This is a genomic window from Cryobacterium sp. AP23 (assembly GCF_054075385.1).
In genome coordinates this window covers 341,492-364,119 of sequence record NZ_CM133415.1, presented here as the reverse complement: position 1 = coordinate 364,119, position 22,628 = coordinate 341,492, and the positions used below count along the sequence as shown (strand labels likewise).

Genomic DNA, 22,628 nt, shown 5'->3' with positions numbered 1-22,628 from the left:
CCTTCCGGTTAGACCAGCCGGTCCCGCAGCGCCGGCCAGCTGGCGGCGAAGCCCGGATGCAACGGCAACCGGTCGACGTCGGCCGGCGGCACCCAGCGCAGCGCGATGCTCTCGGTGTCGTTGATCACCGGTTCGAAGGGCTCAAGCGCCTCGACGACCACGGTGGTGTACGACCAGAAACCCAGGTCGATCACCGAGCTGAAGCTCACCCGCACCAAGTGGGCGGGCACGCCGGCTTCCTCTTCGGCCTCGCGCAACGCGGCGTCGAGCGCGCTCTCGTTCTGATGCCGCGCGCCGCCCGGCACACCCCAGGTGTCACCGTGGTGACTCCACGCCGCCCGGTGCTGCAGCAGCACGCCCCGCTCGGCATGGTGCACGAGCAGGCCGGCGGCCCCGTACAGGCCCCAGAACCTGACCCCGTCCGGGCCGTAGACCCACGCATCACCACTGCCGCTCATCACTTAAGCATGCCGTACTCCCGCGCCCTGGCTGCCCGGCCACGATCCACGCCCGGCGAGTATGATCAAGCCCGGCGCACACACCACCGCCCCTCCCAAAGGATTGCCCGAATGACGTCTTCCAGCTCCGCCACCGCCCTCGACGCCGCCGGCCTGGCGCGCTACATCGACCACACCCTGCTGAAGCCGGAGGCCACCCAGGCCGACGTCGCCGCACTGGTCGCCGAGGCGATCGAACTGGGCGTCTACTCCGTCTGCGTTTCGCCGTCGATGCTGCCGGTCATCATCCCCGAGGATGCCGACCTCAAGGTCGCCGTCGTGTGCGGGTTCCCGAGCGGCAAGCACGCCAGCGCGATCAAGGCCGCCGAAGCCGCGCTCTCCGTCTCCCAGGGCGCTGACGAGGTCGACATGGTGATCGACATCGGCGCGGCCAAGGCCGGCCGGTTCGACCTGGTGGAAGCCGACATCAGCGCCGTGCGCGCCGAGATCCCGGCCCCGCGCATCCTCAAGGTCATCATCGAATCCGCCGCCCTCACCGACGACGAGATCGTCGGCGCCTGCCGGGCCGCTGCCGCCGCCGGCGCCGACTTCGTCAAGACCTCCACCGGGTTCCACCCGACCGGTGGCGCCACGGTGCACGCTGTGCGGCTGATGTCGCAGACCGTCGCCGGCGCCCTCGGCGTCAAGGCCTCCGGCGGCGTGCGTAGCCACGAGGACGCCCTCGCCATGATCGAGGCCGGCGCCACCCGCCTGGGCGTCTCCGGTACCCGTGCGGTGCTCTCGGGCGCCCCGGTCGAGCCGACGGCGAACCCCGCCGCCTACTGACCCGCCAGGCGGCCCGCCGGGTGACCCGCCGGGCTGTCGGTCAGACCGAGACGATGGTGTGCACGGGCACGTCGCCGAGGCGGCTGCGGCCGTCGAGTTCGGCGAGTTCGAGCACCACACCGACGCCGATGGACAGGTAGCCGGCGCGCTCGATGAGGCGCGCGGTTGCCGCGACGGTGCCGCCGGTGGCGAGCACGTCGTCGACGATGAGCACCCGGGAACCGGCAGGCAGCTGCCCGACCTCCAGCTCCAGGCGGGCGGAACCGTACTCCAGGTCGTATTCCTCGGTCAGGACGGTGCCGGGCAGCTTGCCGCCCTTGCGCACGGCGAGCACAGCGCATTCCGCCGCGTAGCCGATGGCGGCCGCCAGCAGGAATCCGCGCGCTTCGATTCCGGCGACGGCGTCGAACTGGCCACGGTACCGCTCGTTCAGGGCATCGATGATCGACCGGAAGGCCGCCGCGTCCGCGAATACCGGGTTGAGGTCCTGGAACAGGATTCCCGGTTGGGGGAAGTCCGGGTAGGAGGCGAGGAGGGTCTGAACGTGCTGGGCAGCGGGAACAATCACGTACTCAAGGGTACTGCGCGGCCTCGGCGGCTTCCGCCGCCGCCGCTGCGCCGGGCCCGGTCGGTCAGGGGGCTGCGGGCGCTTGAGCGGGGTCGGCGTCAACCGGTTCGTCCATCGCTCCGCTGAGCTCGTCGAGGAAACGCACGACGGCGAGCTGCTCGGAAGCCGTGAGTTTCTCGGCGGCGGCCAGCATCCGCTGGTGGGCTGCGCCCAGCACCCGCTTGATCTCGGCCTGCGCACGCCCGGTGGCGTGCAGCACCTGCGCCCGCCGGTCGGTCGGGTGCGGCTCGCGATGCAGCCGGCCGGCGCCCTCCAGCCGGGTCAACAGCTTGGCCGTCGCGGCCGAGGAAATCCCCAGCAGCACGCTGAGATCCTTCGGTCCCATCGATTCCGACCGCTCCTCCGCCGCAATCAGGTGCCGCAGCGCCACCATGTCGGTGTCATTCATGTCCATGTCGGCGCGGGCCCTGAGCCGCATCGCCACGTCGGCCGCGCGGAACCGGCGCACCGCCCGTAGCACGGCGACAGCGGCCGGCCCGTCCGAGCCGGGCGCACCGGCTTCCGGGTACCAGTAGCCGGGCGAACCGGAATTCGGCTTCGCGGCAGGTTCGTCGTCGGCGGGCATAGTCACCATGCTAGATTATCGCTAACTCAGTTAGGTACTTTTTCGAGTATCTTTGCTGCACGAGAGGGAGCACCGATGCACACAGCAGAATCCACCATTGAGCTTGTCGAAGATATGGTCGTTCTGCTTGACGAGGACGGTGCGGAGATCGGCACCGCTCCCAAGAGCAGCGTGCACGGCGCCGACACCTCCCTGCACCTGGCTTTCTCCTGCTACGTGTTCAACGACCGCGGCGAGGTGCTGATCACCCGCCGCGCGCTGGCCAAGAAGACCTGGCCCGGCGTGTGGACCAATTCCTTCTGTGGTCACCCCGCCCCGGCCGAAACGCTGACGGATGCCGTTCGCCGGCGCGCCGACTTCGAGTTGGGGCTCGACCTGGCCGGGATCGACCTGGCACTCCCCCTGTTCCGCTACCGCGCCACCGACAGCAGCGGCATCGTCGAAAACGAGGTCTGCCCGGTCTACCTGGCCCGGGCCGTCGGTGATCCGCTCCCCAACCCGGACGAGGTGATGGAGTTCACCTGGACCGAACCCGAGGCCCTCCGCCGCTCCGTGCTGGCCAGCCCGTTCGCGTTCAGCCCCTGGATGGTGCTGCAGATGCGGGAATTGGAGACCTTCCGTGCATGAGATCGCGACGCTGGGCGTCGAGACGGAGCTGCACCGCTTCTTCGCGGCGGCCCGCCTCCGCGCCAGCGACTACGGCGAACACTATGTGGCGCTGTGGGACTCGCTCGACCAGGCCAGCCGCGGCGGCAAACGGGTGCGCCCGGCCTTGGTGCTGGCCGCCTACGACGGCTTCGGCGGCACCGACCACACCCTGTCCACGCCCGTCGCGGTGAGCTTCGAGCTGCTGCACACGGCGTTCCTCATCCATGACGATGTCATCGACCGCGACCTGTCCCGGCGCGGCATGGCCAACATCGCCGGCCGGTTCACCGAACGTGCCATCGCGCACGGTGCCGGGATCGGGCAGGCCGAGGCTTGGGCCGCGACGGCGGCCATCCTGGCCGGTGACCTGGCCCTCAGCGAGGCACACCGCGCGCTCGCCCTGCTTCCGGTGGATGCCGGGCTGCGCGGCCGGCTTCTCGACCTTCTCGATCGTGCCGTCTTCGTGTCGGCCGCCGGCGAACTGGCGGATGTGACGAACACCGTCAGCCGCACGCCCCTCACGATCGAGCAGGTCGTCACCACGCTCGAACACAAGACCGCCATCTACTCCTTCGAGGCCCCGCTGCAGGCCGGTGCCGTGCTCGCCGGCGCACCAGAGGATGCCATCGACGCGCTCGGCCGGTTCGGCCGCCTGATCGGCATCGCCTTCCAGCTCACCGACGACCTGCTCGGCGTGTTCGGCGACCCCGCTGCCACCGGCAAGAGCGTGCTCGCCGACCTGCGGGAGGGCAAGCAGACCGCGCTCATCGCCCACGCCGGGTCCACCGACCGGTGGCCGCTGATCGCGCCGTTCGTCGGCAAGGACGACCTCACCGAGGCGGAGGCCGACACTGTGCGCACCCTCCTCCGTGACTGCGGGGCACCGGAAACCGCCGACGGGCTCGCCCGCGAGTACGCCCGCCAGGCCGTGGAGGCCCTACAGATCGGTTCGGTGCCAGAGGTACTCCGCACCACCCTGACCCAACTGGCGTCCAGCGCCGTCAGCCGAGACAAATGAGCCGGGACACCGCCGCACCCCGCATCGGAGCGACCGACGCCGCCGCGCTGCCCACCTCCCTGGGCACCTACGACGCTGCCGCCCTGGCCAGCGCCACCACGGTGATCGGGCACTACTCCACCTCGTTCGGGCTGGCGGCCCGACTGCTCAGCCCCGGTGTGCGCGATGAGGTCCGCACCATCTACGCCCTGGTGCGCATCGCGGACGAGATCGTCGACGGGGCCGCCAGCGAGGCCGGCATCGACCTGGCCGGCCAGCGCGAACTGCTCGACGACCTGGAGAAGGAGACCGAGCGCGCGATGGGTCGTGGCTTCAGCACGAACCTCGTCGTGCACGCGTTCGCCGGCACCGCCAGGCGGGTCGGCATCGACCCGGCCCTCACCCGGCCGTTCTTCGCGTCCATGCGGCGTGACCTCGACCCGGCACCGTTCACGGCCGCCGGCGTCGCCGAATACATCTACGGCTCCGCCGAGGTGGTCGGGCTGATGTGCCTGCGCAGCTTCCTGCGGGAGTCCCCGCGCACGCCGGACCAGGTGGCCGTCCTCGAGCACGGCGCCCGCAGCCTGGGCGCCGCCTTCCAGAAGGTCAATTTCCTCCGCGACCTGGCCGCCGACCGGGATGCGCTCGGCCGGAACTACTTTCCCGGCGTCGACCTGAGCCGGCTCACCGACCAGCAGAAGGACATCCTGCTCGACGACATGGATGCCGACCTGCTCGCTGCCGAACGGGTGCTGCCGCTGTTGCCGCCCGGAAGCCGGCGCGCGGTGACCGCCGCGCATCGACTGTTCGCCCGGTTGTCTGCCAAACTGCGTCAGACCCCCGCCCACGACTTGATGAGCACCCGCGTCCGGGTGCCGGATCCGGAGAAACTCATGATCGCCCTCTCGTCCTCGCTCGGCCCGCAGGCGTGGCGACGGTGACCGCCGCCCCAATCCGGACCGTGGTGATCGGCGGCGGCATCGCTGGGCTCGCCAGCGCGGCGCTGCTGGCCAGGGAAGGCCACCAGGTCACCCTGTTGGAGGCGCACGACACCCTCGGCGGACGCGCGGGTTTCTGGGAGGCCGACGGGTTCCGGTTCGAAACCGGCCCATCCTGGTACCTGATGCCCGAGGTGTTCGAGCACTTCTACCGGCTGCTGGGCACCACCGCGGCGGAGCAGCTCGAACTCACCCGCCTCGACCCCGGCTACCGGGTGTTCTTCGAGTCCGACACGGCGCCGGTCGACGTGCGCGCAGACCGCGCCGACAACATCGCACTGTTCGAGAGCCTGGAGCCCGGCGCGGGTGCCCAGCTGGAGAAGTACCTGGCCAGCGCCAGGGAAACCTACGACATGGCCGTGGACAAGTTCCTGTACACCAGCTTCGCGTCGTTCAAGCCGCTGCTGGTGCGCGACGTGCTGAACCGGATGGGCCGGCTCGGCCGGCTGCTGTTGCAGCCCCTGGACACGTTCGTGGCCGGGTATTTCCGTGACCCGCGGATTCGCCAGATCCTGGGCTACCCGGCCGTGTTCCTGGGTTCGTCCCCCGACCGCACCCCGTCGATGTACCACCTGATGAGCCACCTCGACCTGGCCGACGGCGTGCTCTACCCGCAGGGCGGGTTCACCCGCCTCATCGAGAGCATCGTCGACCTCGCCCGCGCCGAGGGCGTCACAATCGAGACCGGCGCCCGCGTCCAGGCCATCCGCTCGGGCCGTGCCCCGGCCCGGAAGGGCGGCATGGCGGCCGTGGAGGGCGTCACCTACACCGACGCCGCCGGGGAAACGGTGCGGCTGGATGCCGACATCGTCGTGTCGGCCGCCGACCTGCACCACACCGAGACCCAGCTGGTGGAACCGGGCAAGCAGACCTACCCGGAGCGGTGGTGGCAGAAGCGCACCTCCGGCCCCGGCGCCGTGCTCGTGCTGCTCGGCGTCAGCGGCGACCTGCCCAAGCTCGCCCACCACACCCTGTTCTTCACCGAGGACTGGGCCGACAACTTCGACCGCATCTTCGGCAAGGAAACGTCGGTGCCGAACCCGGCGTCGTTCTACGCCTGCCTGCCCAGCGCCACCGACCCGGGCGTGGCCCCGGACGGCGCGAGCAACATGTTCCTGCTCATCCCGGTGCCCGCCGACCCCGGCATCGGCCACGGCGGCATCGACGGCGCCGGTTCGGCCACCGTCGAGGCCATCGCCGATGCCGCCATCGGCCAGCTCGCCCAGTGGGCCGGCATCCCCGACCTCGCCGAGCGCATCCTGGTGCGCCGCACGATCGGGCCGGCCGACTTCGCCGACGACCTGAACTCCTGGAAGGGCGGCGCGCTCGGGCCCGCGCACACCCTCCGGCAGAGCGCCTTCTTCCGCGGCACCAACGTGTCGAAGCACATCGAGGGGCTCTACTACGCCGGCGGCACAACCATCCCGGGCATCGGCCTGCCGATGTGCCTGATCAGCGCCGAGATCCTGCTCAAGCGCATTCGCGGTGACGTGAGTACGGGCCCGCTGCCCGAGCCGCGGCCCGCCGTTCTGCGGTGACCGGGGGCGTGCTGGGTTTCGCGTACCTCCTTGCCCTGCTGGTGTCACTGACCGGGATGGTCGTGCTCGACCGTCGGTTCGGGCTGTTCTTCTGGCGCTCCCCGGGCGTGGCCGCCGTGGTGCTCAGCGTGGGTGTGCTGTTCTTCCTGGCCTGGGACCTCATCGGCATCACCGCGGGTATCTTCTACCGCGGTGAGACGGCGTTCATGACCGGTCTGCAACTCGCTCCGGAGCTGCCGGTCGAGGAGGTCTTCTTCCTGACCTTTCTCTGCTACCTGTTCATGAACGCCCTGCAGGGCGCCCGGATGCTGCTGGACGCGAGGCGCGCCTCGTGACCTACCTCGGGCTCAATACGATCTTCCTCGGCCTGGCGGTGCTGCTGGCCGTCGCCACGCTCTGGCTGCGGCCGTCGTCCCGGCGGCTGATCCCCGCTGCGGGGCTGGCCCTGTTCGCCGTCCTGCTGCTCACCGCGGTGTTCGATAACATCATGATTGGAGTGGGACTCGTCGCGTACGATCCGGAGCTCATCTCCGGTGTGTTCGTGGGCCTGGCCCCCGTGGAGGACTTCGCCTACCCGGTCGCCGCGGCCCTGCTGCTGCCGGCCCTCTGGTCGCTGCTCGGCGGCGACACCCGGCCCGGCGACCAGCATCGGCGGGCAGCCACCGCACCACCGCACGGAGAAGGACAGGACGAATGACCCAGCCGGCACACCCCAACGGCACCGACCCCGATGGCACCGCCCCCGATGGCACCGCCCCCGATGGCATTGCCCGCAACGGCGCTGCCCCGGCGGGCGGCCTCGGTCACATCGTGCGGCAGGTGCTGCTCTCCTCCCGTCCGCTCAGCTGGATCAACACCGCATTCCCCTTCGCCGCCGCGTACATCGTCACGACGGGCCGCGTCGACGCTCTGCTCGTGGTGGGCACCCTGTTCTTCCTGATCCCCTACAACCTCCTGATGTACGGCATCAACGACGTCTTCGACTACGAGTCCGACCTGCGCAACCCGCGCAAGGGCGGCGTCGAGGGTGCCATGCTCGAAAAGGGGCTGCACCGCATCGTGCTCGTCTCCGGCGTCGTGACGGCGCTTCCCGTGCTCCTGGTCATGATCCTCCTCGCCGGGATCAACCCCTGGTCCTGGGTGGTGCTGGCGATCAGCCTGTTCGCCGTGGTCGCCTATTCGGCGCCCGGGCTGCGGTTCAAGGAACGGCCGGTGCTGGATTCGGTGACCTCGAGCGTGCACTTCGTGAGCCCGGCCGTCTACGGCCTCGCCGTCGCGGGCGCCGTGGTGACACCGGACCTCATCGCCCTGCTGGCGGCGTTCTTCTTCTGGGGCATCGCCAGCCACGCGTTCGGTGCCGTTCAGGATGTCGAACCGGACCGGCAGGGCGGCATCAGCTCCATCGCGACAGCGTTCGGGGCGGCGCAGACCGTGCGCGTGGCGATCGGGTTCTGGGCGCTGGCCGGGCTCCTGATGCTCGTCACCGACTGGCCGGGGCCGCTCGCGGCGCTGCTGGTGATCCCCTACATCCTCGCCGCCTGGCCGTACCGGTCGGTCAGCGACGCCGACTCCGAACGCGCCAACAACGGCTGGAAGAGGTTCCTGCGGTTGAACTTCTTCACCGGCTTCCTGGTCACCATGCTGCTCATCCTCTGGGTCGTGCTGCGCTGACCCTGCCGGCCCGCACCGCCGCGTAGAGTCGAGGCATGGAATTGCTGAGCGCTCGGGTGGACAGCTGGACCTGGGCGGTGCGGATGTACAAGACCCGTTCCCAGGCGACCGCCGCCTGCCGGGCCGGGCACGTGCGGGTGAACGGCGAGCGGGCCAAGTCCGCCCAGGCGATCAAACCGGGCGACGAGGTGCGCATCCGCGCCAACGGCTTCGACCGGGTGCTCGTGGTCTCCAGGATCATCGTGAAGCGGGTGGGCCCGAGCGTGGCCGCCGCGTGCTTCGTCGACAACACCCCGCCACCGCCGCCGCGCGAGGAGGTCGCGCTGGTGCCCATGCGCGACCGCGGGGCCGGCCGGCCCACCAAGCGCGAGCGCCGCGAGATCGAGGAGCTGCGCGGACGCTGACCCGAGCGGTCATGGCCCGGCGTCCGACCCGGCATCCGACGCCGCATCGGGCCCGGCATCCGGCCCGGTATCCGGCGGCAGCGTCACCGGCGGCACCAGCGTGCCCACCTCGGAGCGCACCCACCAGTCGCGGCTGGCCCGGCGTTCGGCGGGTGTGCTGAACCGGTAGAGGAACACCCGGGCGCGCACATACCGCGGCGGATGCCCGGCGAACGGGTTGCGGGCCAGCAGACGCAGGGTGGGCCGGTCGTCCTGCAGCAGCCGCGCCAGGAACACCTCGAACCACCGGGTGTCCCGCGCCCCGAGGGCCAGGAACCACATCAGCCAGTCCAGCCGCAGGTGATAGGGCGCGAACTGCCCGGGCAGCCGGGACACGTCGCCGGGCTTGCCACGGAACTCGTAGGCCTGCCAGGCGGTCTCATCCCGCGGGTCGGCGGAGTCGCTGCCCTCGACGATGATCTCGTAGCGTTCCTTCGTGACGGTCCCGAACGCCCCATAGGCGTTGACCAGGTGGAACGGATTGAAGCTCGCGTTCATGAGCTGGCGCCGGCGCAACAGGTTGCGGGCCGGCCAGTAGCTGAGCACCACGAGCAACACGGTCACGGCGAGCACTACCACCACGAACCACAGCGGCGACTCCCCCGCGGTGCCGCCGTCCACCCGCGCGTCCCGCAGGGCGGGCACGACCAGCCCGCCCAGCCACCGGAACGCCGCATCGTCGACGGCCGCGGCAGCGAGAACGATCGTGATCCAGTTCAGCCAGGCGAAGTTGCCGGTGAGCACGAGCCAGAGCTGGCTGAGCACGATCAGGCCGGCGGCGATCGACGCCACCGGTTGTGGCGCGAAGAGCAGGATGGGCAGCCCGAGCTGCACGGCGTGATTGCCCAGCACCTCACCCCGGTGCACCCATTTCGGCAGGTGGTGCACGAACCAGCTCACCGGGTTGGGCATCGGCTGGGTCTCGTGGTGATAGAACAACGCGGTGAGGTCTCGCCACTCCTGACCGCCGCGCAGCTTGATCAGCCCGGCTCCGAACTCGAGCCGGAACACCAGCCAACGCAGGAAGAACAGCACCGGCAGCGGGGTGGCGACGGCGGCGGAACCGAGGAACGCGACGACGAAGCCGGCCTCCACCAACAGGCTCTCCCAGCCGAATGAATAGAACGTCTGCCCCACATTCACGATCGACAGGTAGGCCGCGAACAGGAGCAGGAAGACGAACAGCGGCAGCCAGGCCGGGCCGGATTGCGCCAGTCCCAGCAGGACCGTTGCCGCCAGGGCGACCCCCGACCACGCGACGACGCGCAGCAGCGCATCCGAATAGCGCCACTGGAACAGGCTGGGCGCCCGCCAGAACGGCACCAGCGCCGTGTAGCGGCGCACCGGCAACAGCCCGTTGTCGCCCAGCAGGGCCGGGAACTGGTTGAGCGCCGACACGAACGCGATCAGGAACAGCGCGGCGACACCGCGCTGCAGGATCTCCCGTGCAACGTCGTAGTCGCCCGTTGCGAACCAGTCCATGGTGCAGTTCACCCTAGGCCCGCGCCCCGTCCGGTTCAAGAATGCCTGCCCCCGCCGTTCCTTCTGCGGAGAAGTTCCCCCTGCGGACAATTGCACCCGGTGTGCCGGGACCAGTTGTCCGCAGGGGGAACAGAAGCCGTGCTTGACGACGATGCCTAAACCGGTATAGGTTTTGTCTAAACCGGTTCAGGCATCCACGGACGTCACACCCCGGCATCGCCATCAACGAGGAGGCCCCATGGATTCGCCTGCGGATTCGACGACGGCTTCCCCCACCGGCACACCCATCGCCGCACCCATCGACGCAGCCAAGACGACGACCGCCAAGGTCACCATCGCCGACGTGGCCAGGGAAGCCGGGGTCAGCAAGGGACTCGTTTCCTTCGCCCTCAACGACCGGCCCGGCGTCTCCGCCGAAACGCGATCGCGCATCCTGAGGGTGGCCGGCGCGCTCGGCTGGACGCCGTCGCTGCGCGGCCGGTCGCTGTCGTCGAAAAGGTCCTTCGCGCTCGGACTCGTGATGGCGCGCAACCCGGAAATCCTCGGCTCCGACCCGTTCTTCACCTCGTTCCTCGCCGGCGTCGAGACCATCCTGGCCCCGCAGGGACTCGCCCTGGTGCTCAGCGTCGTGCCCGACGGCTCGACGGAGCTGCAGACCTACCGCACCCTCGTCACCGACGGCCGGGTCGACGGCGTCTTCCTCACCGACCTGCGCCACGACGACCCGCGGATCCCCCACCTCGCCGAGCTGGGGCTTCCCGCCGTAACCCTCGGCCGACCCGACCAGCCCAGCCCGTTCCCCGCCGTGTGCATCGACGACACCCACGGTGTCGCGGAAACCGTGCGGCACCTCGCCGGGCTCGGGCACCGCCGGATCGCCCACGTTGCCGGCAGCCCCTCGATGCTGCACGGCAGCCGGCGGCGCACCGCGTTCACCGTCGCGATGCGCGAGGCCGGGCTGGGCGACGGCCAGGTCGTCGAAACCGACTTCTCGATTTCGGCCGGGGCGGATGCCACGCGTCGCCTGCTCAGCCAGGACCAGCCACCGACCGCCATCGTCTTCGCCAACGACCCGATGGCCATCGCCGGGATCGGCGTCGCCCAGGAACTCGGGGTCAGCGTGCCGGACGACGTGTCGATCACCGGCTTCGACGACATCGAATTCGCCCGCTACGTCTACCCGGCGCTCACGACCGTCGGGGCCACCCCGCTGGTCTGGGGCCGGACGGCCGCGACCACCCTGCTCGGACTCATCCGGACCGGGAGCGCCGACGACGTCGAGCTTCCCGCCGCCCGCCTGATCATCCGCGGTTCGGCATCCGCGCCGCACCCCTGAGTCCCACCCTCCCAACCCGCACCATCCCACCCACCACGACCGATACCCGCACGAGTTTTACGCAGTACCAGCACGAAACATGCCGCAGCAGAGCCGCTGCGGATTCATGAAATGGAGAGAGACATGCACAGCACAATCCGTCCGCACAGCACTCCTCGAAAGACCAGGCGTGTCCTGGCCGCCGCCGCCACGTCCGCTGCCATGATCGTCGCCCTCGGCGCGTGTTCCAGCGGCGGCGACTCCGGTTCCGCCGAGGGCCGCGGCGACATCACCATCTGGTACTCGAACAATGAGAACGAGGTGAAGTGGGGCAAGCAGATGGTCGAGGCCTGGAACGCGGACAACCCCGATGAGCAGGTCAAGGCCCAGGAGATCCCGGCCGGGAAGAGCAGCGAAGAGGTCATCGGCGCCGCCATCACCGCCGGCAACGCGCCCTGCCTGATCTACAACACCGCCCCCGTGGCCGTACCGCAGTTCGTCAAGCAGGGCGGACTGGTGGACCTCAGCAGCTTCGAGGACGGCGACTCCTACATCGCCGAACGCACCGGCGACCTGGCCGACCAGTACCAGAGCGACGACGGCAAGTTCTACCAGATGCCGTGGAAATCCAACCCGGTGATGCTGTTCTACAACAAGGACCTCTTCGCCAAGGCCGGGCTCGACCCGGAGAACCCGAAGCTGGCCACCTACGACGAATTCCTCGACACCTCGCGCGCCCTGGTGGCCGCGGGCGTCTCGCAGTACGCCATCAACCCCGCCGCCACCAGCCAGTTCTTCCAGAGCTGGTTTGACTTCTACCCGACCTACGCGGCCGAGACCGCTGGCACCCTCTTCGTCGAAGACGGAGAGGCCACCTTCAACTCGGACGAGGGCGTCGCTGTCGGCGAGTTCTGGAAGACCATCTACGCCGAGAACCTCGCCGGCAAGGAGCAGCACCAGGGTGATTCGTTCGCCGACGGTACTGCCGCCATGTCGAGCGCCGGCCCCTGGGCCGTGTCGGTCTACAAGGATGTCGTGAACTGGGGTGCTGTTCCCTTCCCGACCAGCGCCGGCACCGACCCCGCGGCCGCGTACACCTTCAGTGACGCGAAGAACGTCGGACTGTTCTCGGCCTGCAAGAACCAGGCCACGGCCTGGGACGTGCTGAAGTTCTCCACCAGTGAAGAACAGGACGGCCAGCTGCTCGAGCTGACCGGCCAGATGCCGCTGCGCCAAGACCTGACCGAGGCTTACCCCGACTACTTCGCGGCCAACCCGGCCTACGAGCAGTTCGGCGACCAGGCTTCACGCACGGTCGAGGTGCCGCAGGTGGCCAACTCCGTCGCCGCCTGGCAGGCCTTCCGGGATGCCTGGACGAAGAGTGTCATCTCCGGTGAGGGCGATGTTGCCGACGCCTTCGATGCCGCGGCCGACAAGGTCAACGAACTGATCGCAGAGCCGTAAGTCTCATGTCAACGACCGTCTCCTCCGGGAGCGTCACCCCGAGCCCCGCCGCCAGGCCCGCAAAGCCTGGCGGCGGGGGCCCCCGCCGGGGCCGCCGGCGCCAGTTGCTGGGCAGGAACCCGCTCGGGCTCCTGCTCAGCACCCCCTACCTGATCTTCGTCCTCCTCGTCTTCGCGTACCCGCTGGTCTTCGCGTTCTACATGTCGTTCCACGACTACTTCTTCGCCGCCCCCGGCGCGGTGGTGGATCGTCCGTTCGTCGGGCTCGCGAACTTCCAGGAGGTGCTGAGCGATCCCGCCGTCATCCGCTCGTTCGGCAACGTCGGCATCTTCCTGCTGATCAACGTGCCCCTCACTGTGGTGCTGTCGCTCGTGCTCGCCACGGCGCTGAACAAGATCGTCCACGCCCGCACCTTCCTGCGGGTGGCCTTCTACGTGCCGTACGTCACGGCCAGCGTCGCCGTCGTCGGCGTCTGGATCTTCCTGTTCAGCGGCAACGGCCTGGTCAACCAGATCCTCGGCCCGCTCGCACCGGACCCGGCCTGGTTGATCAACGAGCAGTGGGCGATGCCGACCATCGCCATCTTCGTCACCTGGAAGGGCATGGGCTTCTTCATCCTGCTCTACCTGGCCGCCCTGCAGAACGTCTCCGAGGAACTGTACGAGGCCGCGGCGACGGATGGTGCCGGCAAGATCCGCATGTTCTTCTCGATCACCGTGCCGGGCGTGCGGCCGGCGACAGTGCTGGTTCTGTTGCTGGCCACGGTCACCGGCGCGAACCTGTTCACCGAGCCGTACCTGCTCACCGGCGGAGGCGGCCCCAACGGGGCCTCGTCGTCGCCTGTGCTGATCATGTACCAGCGCGGCATCGAACAGGGCGAACCGGGCATTGCCGCCGCGATCGGGGTCATCCTCGTGATCGGCGTGCTGATCCTGGCGTTCATCCAACGCAAGCTGGCCGGAGGCGACGAATCATGAGCAACGCGCAGAACCCAGCAGTCACCGCCGGCCTGGCGAACACTGAACCCGCCCGGACGAAGAAGGTGCGCACCAGAGCCCGTCAGGTCGACGGCATGAGCCGGAACCAGAACATCCTTCGCTACGTCGTGCTGTTCATCGGCGCCCTGGTGTTCTTGTTCCCGTTCTACTACATGGTGATCGGCTCCCTACAGACAACGCCGGACCCCACCGTGGCCGGGGCATTTCCCAATCCGGCGAACATCACCGGCCAGAACTACGTCGACATCAACAGCCGCATCAACCTGGTGCAGGGCCTGGTCAACTCCGGGATCTTCGCCGGCGGCGTCATCCTCTGCACCGTCGTGTTCGGTGTGCTGGTCGGCTACGCCCTGGCGCAGCTGGAGTGGCGGGGACGCGGAGTCACGTTCTCCCTGATGCTGCTCGTGCAGGTGGTGCCGTTCCAGCTGCTGATGATCCCGCTCTATGTGATGATCGCCCGCGACTACGGCCTCGCCGACAGCTATGCGGGCATGATCCTTCCGTTCGCGATCAACTCGACGGCGGTGCTCGTCTTCCGGCAGTACTTCCTTCAGGTCCCCAAGGCCCTCTTCGACGCCGCCCGGATCGACGGCGCCGGCGAGCTGAAGATCCTGTGGAGCATCGCGATTCCGCTGGTGCGGCCGGCACTGCTGACCGTGGTGCTGCTCACCTTCATCGGCCCCTGGAACGAGTTCCTCTGGCCGTTCCTGATCACCAAGGAAGCGTCGCTGCAACCGCTCGCGGTCTCCCTGGCGAACTACCTCACCAACATCGCAGCCACCGCCGCGAACCCGTTCGGCGCCATCCTCGCCGGCGCGTGCGTGCTGGCGGCTCCGATGGTCATTCTCTTCATCATTTTCCAACGGCATTTCGTCGCGAGCGACATCAGCTCCGGCGTGAAAGGTTAGTCATGAGCTCCACCGCACCATTCCCGTACACCCTCACCAGGATGGGCGTCGTCATGACGCCGGAGGACGGCAACGAACTCGAGGCCGAGGGTGTTCTCAACCCCGGCAGCGGGCACACCCCGGACGGCACCCTGTACCTGCTCCCCCGGCTCGTCGCCACCGGCAACGTCTCCCGGGTGGGCCTGGCCCGGGTGATCATCGAGAACGGCGTGCCCACCGGCGTCGAACGCGACGGCGTGGTGCTCGCACCCGACCAAGGCTGGGAGCGCGGCGCGAACAACGCCGGGGTCGAGGACCCCCGGGTCACCTTCATCCCGAAGCTCGGCCTGCACGTGATGACCTACGTCGCCTACGGTCCGCTCGGCCCCCGCACCGCCATCGCGGTGTCGGAGGACCTGCGCGACTGGCGGCGCCTTGGGCCTGCGCTGTTCGCCTACGACGAGGCCCTCGACATGGACCTCAACCTGTTCCACAACAAGGACACCGTGTTCTTCCCCGAGCCGGTCACCGCGCCCGACGGCGTGGTGAGCTTCGCGGTGCTGCACCGGCCGATGTGGGACCTGGACGAGACCAAGGAGGGTGAGGGCATCCGGGTGCCCGCCGGCGTCACCGACCAGCGGCAGAGCATCTGGATCAGCTACGTGCCCGTCGCCGACGCGTTGGCGGATGTCTCCGCGCTCACGCTCTGGCGCGGGCACCGGTTCCTCGCCGGCCCCGAGTTCCCGTTCGAGGAGCTCAAGATCGGCGGCGGCCCCGCCCCGCTGCGGGTGCCGGAAGGTTGGCTGCTGCTGCACCACGGTGTCACGGGCATCCTCGCCAAGGCGTTCGACCAGCAGCAGAAGGTGAACTACGCTGCCGGCGGCATGATCCTCGACGCCGACGACCCGACGATCGTGCTCAGCCGCACCAGCGAACCGCTGCTGAAGGCCGAGACCGCGGATGAAACCAGCGGGATCGTGCCCAACGTGGTGTTCCCCACCGCGATCGAGGAGATCGAGGGCCAGTTGTTCGTGTTCTACGGCATGGCCGACTCCAAGATCGGCGTGGCCAGGCTCGATCGCCGCGCGGACGCCTAACGCAGACCCCACGCCAACTGGTCCCGCTGCGGACAAGTGCACCCGGCACACCGGGTGCACTTGTCCGCACGGGGAACAGTTGCGGGGCCGGTGGGGCCGCGGGGCGGCTCGCCCGGCGGCTAGGCCGGCGGCGCGGTCGGGAGCAGGCCGAGGCTGGACTTGAGCCGCGCTGCCGCGGCCTCGTCGTCCTCGCCGACTGCGCTGTTCGCCTCGAGGTTGGCCTCGGAGACGGCTCGAAGGATCTCGGCGCGCTGGATCGAGATGCCCCGCGGGGCGTCGACGCCGATGCGGATGCTGTCGCCGCGAACGTCGAGCACGGTGATGACGATGTCGTCACCGATGAGGATCTTCTCCCCGAGTTTGCGCGTGAGAACCAGCATCCGATCAGCCTATCGCGATCGGGTTCGGCGGCCTGGCCGCTGCACGCCGACCGGTCGATGGCCGCGAGGCCGGAGCTCCCGCTGGGGCGATCCAGCCGATCGGGAGCGCCAATTGGCGCACCGTGCCGGGCGTGCCGGTGCGCTCGATCCCGACAACGGCCACGGCGTCGACGGTGAGATTATCCCCTACGTCTCGCACCCAGCGCGCTGTGTCTGCGGTCTTGCGGCCGGCATCAACCACCACCCAGACCTGGTCAGCACCCAGTGCCTTGAGGTCGGCAGCCCAGCCGGTAAACGCGGGCTGGTCCCGCCCCCCGGGCAGTTCGCAGGCCACGAGCACGCTCCGCCCGCTCTCCACTCCCCGCGCCCGCGCGGCCAGGGCCGCGCGCCGACTGTGGGGACGCTCCGTCCCGGCCAGGATCATCGCGACGCGACCGGCGGACAGGTGGCCGGCGGCCTCGATGATCTCGGCACCGGGTCCGATGAGCAGCACCAGGTCACCCGCGCCGACCGGTAATCCCGGGTGCCCCGCCGTGACGGCGGGCGGTATCTCGGAGGGGATGGATGCCTGCTCAGACATCTGGTCGGCCGACGACCTCGGCGCGAGCCGAGCGCCGGCCTTCCCGGTGGAACTCGCCGCCGGTGACGCCGGGGCGGCGGACGTGGCGAAGGTCAATTCGTCCATCAGCCGGGCGAAGTCGGGGCTGGCGGTCGACGGCACATCGATCGGGGCACGCCGCGTTGCCTCGGGCCGTGGTTCGGGTGCGCCGGGCGAGCCCGGTTCCGCTGCGCCGCCGGCCTCACCAGCGAGCAGGAGTTCGGTCTCGTCGGCAGCGTCCAACAGGGCGGCGATTCCGAGCCTGGTTGTCAGCTCGGTGCGTGCGTGGGCCGCCCGGCGGCGCTGCCTGGTCGTGGCTGCGTCCGGGCCGGGCGAGTCGTCGGGCCGCGACTCGTCTCGTTCCGGGCCCTGGACCTCGACGGTGACTTCGATGTGACGGCGGGCGAAGAATCCGCGCACCCCACCCACGGTGACCCGTTCGGCCGACACGATGCGGGCGGAATCTCCGTGTTCCGTGCGAACCCTCGCCTGCAGCTCGGGCAGCGACGCACCCTCAAGCCGAAATCGTCTCGTTTCCACGCACCACCCCCACGGTCTCGATTGCGACCCGTGCCGACGTGACCTCGTCGTAGGACAACACCGGCACGCCGCCGGATTGCGCGGACACGAGGCGGCGGATGGCCGGGCGCAGCGACGGGGCACAGACGAGCACGGCCGTGAGCCCCGCCGCCTCGACCGTGGCGATGGCGCCGCGCAGGGACCCGAGGATCGCATCGATCGTCGACGGATCGAGCAGGATCTGGCTGCCTTGGTCGGCGGGCCGCATCCCCTCGAGCATGAGCTGCTCGAGGCCGGGTTCGATCATGATCACCCGGAGTACGTCGCCGTCGAGGTACAGCGCGGTGAGCGCCGGTCCGAGAGCCTGCCTGGCCGCCTCGATGAGGCCCTCGACGTCGACCGAGACCTTGGCCCGGACCGACAGCGCTTCGTAGATACGGGGCAGGTCGTTGATCGGGATCTGTTCCCCGAGCAGTCCCTGCAGCACTCGCTGCACCTCGGCCAGCGAGAGCAGGTTGGGGATGAGGTCGTCGACGGCCGATGGGCTCACCTGGCGCACGCCGTCCGTGAGCACCCGCACGTCTTCGCGGGTGAGCAGCCGTGCGGCGTTGCCGGAGATCACCGAGGACAGGTGGGTGACGAGCACCGATACCCGGTCGATCACGGTGGCGCCGGCCATCTCGGCGCGCGGCCGCATCTCGCTGGGCACCCACTTGCCGGCCAATCCGAAGACGGGTTCCACCGTCGCCGTGCCCGGCAGGGCCTCCAGGTTGTCGCCGAGGGCGAGCACCTTCCCGGCCGGAGCGACGCCGCGCCCGGCCTCGACCCCGGCGATGCGGATCGAGTAGGTGGACGGCGGCAGGTCGATGTTGTCGCGGGTGCGTACCGGCGGCACGACCACACCGAGGTCGAGGGCGATCTTGCGGCGGAGGGCGCGGACCCGGGCGAGCAGGTCGTCCGATGCCCCGGAGACGAGGTCGACCAGGTCGGGCGCCAGCTGGATCTCGAGGGCGTGAACCCGCATCTGTTCGATGAGCTCCTCAGCGGTGTCGGACCGGGGGGCCCGGCCCTCCACGGCGGCCGCGGCCGCCCGACCGGCCTGAGCCCTGGCCTCCGAGCCCTTGATGCGCTGGGCGATGAGCAGGAGGGCGGCGCCGACGATCACGAACGGGATGACGGGCATGCCGGGGATGAGCGACATCAGGATCGCGGCGGCGCCTGCGATCATCAGGGCGTTGCGGGACTGGGTCAGCTGGGCGGCGGCCGTGGCGCCGATGTCGGATTCGGCGTTGGACCTGGTGACGATCATGCCGGTGGAGACGGCCATCAGCAGCGCGGGAATCTGCGTGACCAGCCCGTCACCGATGGTGAGCAGCGCATACGTGTTCAGTGCGTCGCCGATCTCCATACCGCGCTGCAGCATCCCGATGGCGATGCCGCCGATGAGGTTGATGATGATGATGATGATGCCCGCGATGGCGTCACCCTTGACGAACTTGGAGGCACCGTCCATGGCGCCGTAGAAGTCGGCCTCGGCGGAGACCTCGGCGCGCCGGTCCTTGGCCTGTACGTCGGTGATCAGGCCGGCGTTGAGGTCGGCGTCGATGGCCATCTGCTTGCCCGGCATGGCGTCGAGGGTGAACCGCGCACCCACCTCGGCGACGCGTTCGGCGCCCTTGGTGACCACGACGAACTGGATCACGACCAGGATCAGGAAGATTACGGCGCCGATGATGATCGAGCCGCCGACGGCGACGTGACCGAAGGAGGCGATCACCTGTCCGGCGTAGCCTTCGCCGAGAACGAGCCGGGTGGAGGCCACGTTCAGCCCGAGCCGGAATAGCGTGGCGACCAGCAGCAACGACGGGAACACCGAGAAGTCCAACGGCTTCTTCACGAACATGGTGGTGAGCAGCGTCACCAGGGCGAGCAGGATGTTGACGATGATGAGCACGTCCAGCAGCACGGCCGGGATCGGCACCACGAGCAGCATGATGATGCCGACCACGCCGACGGGCACGGCCAGTTTCGAGAGGGTGCTGTTCACTTAGGTGGCCTCCGAGGTGCGGATTCGTGTGTTCGGTGCGGACTGGGCTGTCTGGGGGTGCGCGTGCCGGCGCGGCGGCGGCACGGGCGGGGTGCCCATAGGTGGGGTCGCCATGGTGTGCACCCCGGCGCGGGACCCGCGGGCCTTGAGCGCGAGCACGAAGGCGAGCACCCTGGCGACCGCGTTGTACAGCTCCAGCGGGATCTCCTGGCCCAGCTCGCACGCGCTGTGCAGGGCGCGGGTGAGCGGGATGTCCCTGACGATCGGGACCGCATCGGTCTCGGCCTGCTCCCGGATACGGGCGGCGATCACCCCGGCGCCCTTGGCCACGACCCGGGGCGCGGACTTGCCCGGTTCGTAGCGCAGGGCCACGGCGTAGGTGGTGGGGTTGACCAGTACGACGTCGGCGGTGGCGACGGCGGCGATCATTCGATTGCGGCTCATCGCCAGTTGCCGGGCGCGACGCTGGGACCGGATCAGCGGGTCACCCTCTGAGCTCTTGTGCTCGTCGGTGACCTCCTTCTTGGTCATCCGGGTGCGCTTTCGGTTGCGCCGCATCACGACGAACACGTCGGCGGCGGCGAGCACGAGCCCGGCGATCACCGCCGATTGCACCAGTGCGGCGGTGCCGTCACGGGCGGCACCGATCAACACGGTCACCGGCAGCCCGCCGGCGGTCATCAGCACCGGCGTCATGCCCTCGATCACGAGGGTCAGCACGACGCCGACGACCACGGTCTTCAGCAGCGCCTTGACGCCCTGCCAGAGCGCCTGGGTGCCGAACGTGCGGGCCATGCCGGTGACCGGGTTGAACTGGTCGTACTTTCCGGCGAGCTTCTTGATGTGGATGCCACCCTGCGCGATCGACCCGGCGAGCACGGCGATGCAGACCACCGCGAGCATCGGGGTGAGGATGCCTCCCATAGCGCCGAGCCCGGCGCTGAGCATGTCCAGCGCCCGCTGGGGGTCTGGATTCTCCGCGATGGCCCGGATGTCGAACAACTGCGCGCGCCCGGCGGCAGCTCCGGCCTCGATGGTCATCGGCATCATCACGGCGGCCGCGCCGATGCCGACCCATGCGGTGAGGTCCTGCGAGCGGGCCAGCTGGCCCTTGGAGCGGACCTCGCGCATCCGTTTTTCTGTGGCTTGTTCGGTACGTTCGCCGGAGTCGGACATTTAGCGCACCCCCCACATGCCGGCGACCGCGTCGTCGGTGAGCGACGCGACGATACCGGGCAGGGCCATGAACCCGGCGGCGCCGAGGGTGAGGGTGATCAGGATCTTCAGCGGGAAACCGAGCGCGAAGGCGTTGAGCGCCGGCGCCACCCTGGTGAGCAGGCCGAGCCCGGCGTCGGCCAGGAACAGCACAACGATGAGCGGTCCTGCGATCTGGACGGAGGCGAGGAGCATCTGGCCGACCGCGGCGGTGACGGCCTCCAGAGGTGTGGCCAGGTCTATGCCGCCGCCGACGGGCAGGGCGGCGAACGACCGGGCGAGTCCGCCCAGAATGAGCTGGTACCCGCCGGATGCGAACAGGAGCGCGAGCGCGGTCATCTGGTAGAGCCTGGTGAACTGGGCGCCGTTGACCATCGACTGGGGGTCGAAGCCCTGGGCGAGCTGGAACCCGCCGAACAGGTCGATGAGGTTGCCTGCGGACTGGATGGCGGCGAAGACCACCAGCACCAGGAAGCCGAGGATCCCGCCGACGACGATCTCCAGGATCAGCGCGAGCACGAAGCCGCCGGTATCCGGCGAGGCGTACCCGGGCACCACCCTGGGCGCCACGGCCAGGGCCAGGCCGACCGCGAGCATTCCCTTGATCCGCAGCGGGAAGGCGTTGAAGGAGAACGGCGGCGCGACGACGAGGAAGGCCACCATACGCACCCCGGCGAGCATGACGGCCTCCAGCCAGGCGAAATCGATGCTGATGTTCACCTAGCCGCCGCCGATCAGGCCGGGGATCTTGTCGAAGAGGTTAGTGGTGAACGAGACGATCTCGGAGATCATCCAGTGCCCGCAGATGAGCATGGCGATGCAGACCGCGATTGCCTTGGGCACGAAGGAGAGCGTCACCTCCTGGATCTGGGTGATCGACTGCACCAGGGAGATCGCGAAACCGACCACCAGGGCGGTGATCAGGATGGGGGCGGACAGCTTGGCTGACACGATGATGGCTTGCAGGCCGATGTCGAGCACGGCGTTCGAGTCCATCAGCCACCCCGGTAACTGTTGACAAGGGTGGTGATGATCAGGCCCCAGCCGTCCACGAGGATGAACAACAGGATCTTGAACGGTAACGAGATCATCACCGGCGGCAGCATCATCATGCCCATCGACATCAGCGCCGCGGACACGACCAGGTCGATGACCAGGAACGGGATGAAGATCACGAAGCCGATGATGAACGCCGCCCGCAGCTCGGAGATCATGAAGGCGGGGATCAGGGTGAGCAACGACACGGCAGCCGGGTTGGCCGGGTTGGGCTGGTCGGAGGCTCGCACCATCAGAGCGAGGTCTTCTTCCCGGGTGTGCGCGAGCATGAACGTGCGCAGCGGCTCTGACCCGACGGTGACAGCGTCGTCGAAGGTCATCGAACCGTTGAGGTAAGGCTGCAGGGCGTCGGTGTTGATGTCGGTGAGCACGGGCGCCATGATGAACAGCGACAGGAACAAGGCAAGGCCGGCGAGCACCTGGTTGGGCGGGATCGACGGCAGCGCGAGGGCGTTGCGGGTCATCGCGAGCACCACGAAGATCTTGGTGAACGACGTCATCATCAAGAGCAGCGCCGGGGCCACTGAGAGCAGCGTGATGCCGATCAGGGTCACGATGGCCGACGACGGGGCACCATCCGGCCCGTTGATTTCCACGGTCAGCCCGGCGCCCGGGGTGGCGACGGGTGTGGGGGTGGCCGGGTCGGTGGGAGCGATCGGCTCCATCGGCGCCATGGGGGCCGCGTGACTCGCGGTGGACACGAGCAGGACCAGCGCGGCCACGATCAGCACCAGGAGCGCCGCCATGAGGGCCAGGCGTGCCAGCCGGCGACGGCGTTCGCTGACGGCCGTGGCGCTCG

General features: G+C 69.2%; 25 protein-coding genes. 14 read left to right on the top strand and 11 right to left on the bottom strand.

From position 1 onward, the window contains the following. Positions 1-8: 8 nt before the first annotated feature. Positions 9-458: an NUDIX domain-containing protein gene (locus tag ACU5E9_RS01740; RefSeq protein WP_456811933.1), complete on the bottom strand. Its 450-nt coding sequence runs from the start codon at positions 456-458 to the stop codon at positions 9-11. A gap of 111 nt (positions 459-569) precedes the next feature. Here ACU5E9_RS01740 and deoC point away from each other — a divergent pair, with 111 nt between their 5' ends. Beyond that, a complete protein-coding gene (gene deoC / locus ACU5E9_RS01735) occupies positions 570-1,283 on the top strand; it encodes a deoxyribose-phosphate aldolase (RefSeq protein WP_456811932.1) in 714 nt (237 codons plus the stop codon). Between the two features lie 40 nt (positions 1,284-1,323). Here deoC and ACU5E9_RS01730 read toward each other — a convergent pair whose 3' ends face one another. Further along, positions 1,324-1,851 carry an adenine phosphoribosyltransferase gene (locus ACU5E9_RS01730; protein WP_456811931.1) on the bottom strand — a complete coding sequence of 176 codons (528 nt, stop codon included), beginning with the start codon at positions 1,849-1,851 and terminating at the stop codon, positions 1,324-1,326. A gap of 64 nt (positions 1,852-1,915) precedes the next feature. Continuing rightward, the gene (locus ACU5E9_RS01725; RefSeq protein WP_456811930.1) at positions 1,916-2,476 is read right to left on the bottom strand and encodes a MarR family winged helix-turn-helix transcriptional regulator; all 561 of its coding nucleotides are present in this window, start codon (positions 2,474-2,476) and stop codon (positions 1,916-1,918) included. Between the two features lie 75 nt (positions 2,477-2,551). Between ACU5E9_RS01725 and idi the strand changes: the two genes are divergently transcribed. From idi to ACU5E9_RS01685, 8 genes are read left to right on the top strand one after another with little or no spacing between them, the layout of a single operon-like run. After that, the gene (gene idi / locus ACU5E9_RS01720) at positions 2,552-3,103 is read left to right on the top strand and encodes an isopentenyl-diphosphate Delta-isomerase (protein WP_456811929.1); all 552 of its coding nucleotides are present in this window, start codon (positions 2,552-2,554) and stop codon (positions 3,101-3,103) included. Continuing rightward, the gene (locus tag ACU5E9_RS01715) at positions 3,096-4,142 is read left to right on the top strand and encodes a polyprenyl synthetase family protein (RefSeq protein ID WP_456811928.1); all 1,047 of its coding nucleotides are present in this window, start codon (positions 3,096-3,098) and stop codon (positions 4,140-4,142) included. Before idi ends, ACU5E9_RS01715 begins: the two co-directional genes overlap by 8 nt. Then, positions 4,139-5,062 (top strand): phytoene/squalene synthase family protein, encoded by a 924-nt coding sequence (locus tag ACU5E9_RS01710; protein ID WP_456811927.1) that lies wholly within the window; start codon positions 4,139-4,141, stop codon positions 5,060-5,062. The genes ACU5E9_RS01715 and ACU5E9_RS01710 overlap by 4 nt, the downstream gene beginning before the upstream one ends. Beyond that, complete coding sequence (gene crtI / locus ACU5E9_RS01705; protein WP_456811926.1) at positions 5,059-6,657, top strand: phytoene desaturase family protein; 1,599 nt, start codon at positions 5,059-5,061, stop codon at positions 6,655-6,657. Before ACU5E9_RS01710 ends, crtI begins: the two co-directional genes overlap by 4 nt. A gap of 11 nt (positions 6,658-6,668) precedes the next feature. Further along, complete coding sequence (locus ACU5E9_RS01700; protein WP_456813477.1) at positions 6,669-6,992, top strand: lycopene cyclase domain-containing protein; 324 nt, start codon at positions 6,669-6,671, stop codon at positions 6,990-6,992. After that, positions 6,989-7,354, top strand: a complete 366-nt coding sequence (locus tag ACU5E9_RS01695) for a lycopene cyclase domain-containing protein (protein ID WP_456811925.1) — start codon at positions 6,989-6,991, stop codon at positions 7,352-7,354. The genes ACU5E9_RS01700 and ACU5E9_RS01695 overlap by 4 nt, the downstream gene beginning before the upstream one ends. Next, on the top strand, positions 7,351-8,328 hold the full coding sequence (locus ACU5E9_RS01690) for a prenyltransferase (protein ID WP_456811924.1): 978 nt from the start codon (positions 7,351-7,353) through the stop codon (positions 8,326-8,328). Before ACU5E9_RS01695 ends, ACU5E9_RS01690 begins: the two co-directional genes overlap by 4 nt. A gap of 35 nt (positions 8,329-8,363) precedes the next feature. Beyond that, positions 8,364-8,732: an RNA-binding S4 domain-containing protein gene (locus ACU5E9_RS01685; RefSeq protein ID WP_456811923.1), complete on the top strand. Its 369-nt coding sequence runs from the start codon at positions 8,364-8,366 to the stop codon at positions 8,730-8,732. Positions 8,733-8,741: 9 nt separating this feature from the next. Here ACU5E9_RS01685 and ACU5E9_RS01680 read toward each other — a convergent pair whose 3' ends face one another. Then, complete coding sequence (locus tag ACU5E9_RS01680; RefSeq protein WP_456811922.1) at positions 8,742-10,253, bottom strand: lipase maturation factor family protein; 1,512 nt, start codon at positions 10,251-10,253, stop codon at positions 8,742-8,744. A 238-nt stretch (positions 10,254-10,491) separates the two neighbouring features. On the opposite strand from ACU5E9_RS01680, the gene ACU5E9_RS01675 reads away from it, so the two are divergent. From ACU5E9_RS01675 to ACU5E9_RS01655, 5 genes are all read left to right on the top strand, one after another. Further along, entirely contained in the window at positions 10,492-11,589 is a 1,098-nt protein-coding gene (locus tag ACU5E9_RS01675) for a LacI family DNA-binding transcriptional regulator (RefSeq protein ID WP_456811921.1), read from the top strand. Positions 11,590-11,712: 123 nt separating this feature from the next. Beyond that, entirely contained in the window at positions 11,713-13,032 is a 1,320-nt protein-coding gene (locus ACU5E9_RS01670; RefSeq protein WP_456811920.1) for an ABC transporter substrate-binding protein, read from the top strand. A gap of 5 nt (positions 13,033-13,037) precedes the next feature. Continuing rightward, positions 13,038-14,009, top strand: a complete 972-nt coding sequence (locus ACU5E9_RS01665; RefSeq protein ID WP_456811919.1) for a carbohydrate ABC transporter permease — start codon at positions 13,038-13,040, stop codon at positions 14,007-14,009. Between the two features lie 95 nt (positions 14,010-14,104). Further along, complete coding sequence (locus tag ACU5E9_RS01660; protein ID WP_456813476.1) at positions 14,105-14,938, top strand: carbohydrate ABC transporter permease; 834 nt, start codon at positions 14,105-14,107, stop codon at positions 14,936-14,938. Between the two features lie 2 nt (positions 14,939-14,940). Further along, positions 14,941-16,014, top strand: coding sequence for a glycoside hydrolase family 130 protein (locus tag ACU5E9_RS01655; protein ID WP_456811918.1), 1,074 nt, complete (start codon positions 14,941-14,943; stop codon positions 16,012-16,014). A gap of 119 nt (positions 16,015-16,133) precedes the next feature. On the opposite strand, the gene csrA is transcribed toward ACU5E9_RS01655, so the two are convergent. The 7 genes from csrA to fliP are packed head-to-tail and all read right to left on the bottom strand — an operon-like array spanning position 16,134 to position 22,575. Further along, positions 16,134-16,394: a carbon storage regulator CsrA gene (gene csrA, locus ACU5E9_RS01650; RefSeq protein WP_456811917.1), complete on the bottom strand. Its 261-nt coding sequence runs from the start codon at positions 16,392-16,394 to the stop codon at positions 16,134-16,136. Positions 16,395-16,398: 4 nt separating this feature from the next. After that, positions 16,399-17,532: a hypothetical protein gene (locus tag ACU5E9_RS01645; protein ID WP_456811916.1), complete on the bottom strand. Its 1,134-nt coding sequence runs from the start codon at positions 17,530-17,532 to the stop codon at positions 16,399-16,401. Next, positions 17,507-19,504, bottom strand: a complete 1,998-nt coding sequence (locus ACU5E9_RS01640) for a flagellar biosynthesis protein FlhA (protein ID WP_456813475.1) — start codon at positions 19,502-19,504, stop codon at positions 17,507-17,509. The genes ACU5E9_RS01645 and ACU5E9_RS01640 overlap by 26 nt, the downstream gene beginning before the upstream one ends. Before the next feature lie 54 nt (positions 19,505-19,558). After that, complete coding sequence (locus ACU5E9_RS01635; protein ID WP_456811915.1) at positions 19,559-20,734, bottom strand: EscU/YscU/HrcU family type III secretion system export apparatus switch protein; 1,176 nt, start codon at positions 20,732-20,734, stop codon at positions 19,559-19,561. Beyond that, entirely contained in the window at positions 20,735-21,493 is a 759-nt protein-coding gene (locus tag ACU5E9_RS01630; protein WP_456811914.1) for a flagellar biosynthetic protein FliR, read from the bottom strand. Continuing rightward, a complete protein-coding gene (fliQ, locus tag ACU5E9_RS01625; protein WP_456811913.1) occupies positions 21,494-21,769 on the bottom strand; it encodes a flagellar biosynthesis protein FliQ in 276 nt (91 codons plus the stop codon). It lies immediately after the preceding gene. After that, entirely contained in the window at positions 21,769-22,575 is an 807-nt protein-coding gene (gene fliP, locus ACU5E9_RS01620; protein WP_456813474.1) for a flagellar type III secretion system pore protein FliP, read from the bottom strand. The genes fliQ and fliP overlap by 1 nt, the downstream gene beginning before the upstream one ends. Between the last annotated feature and the right edge of the window lie 53 nt (positions 22,576-22,628).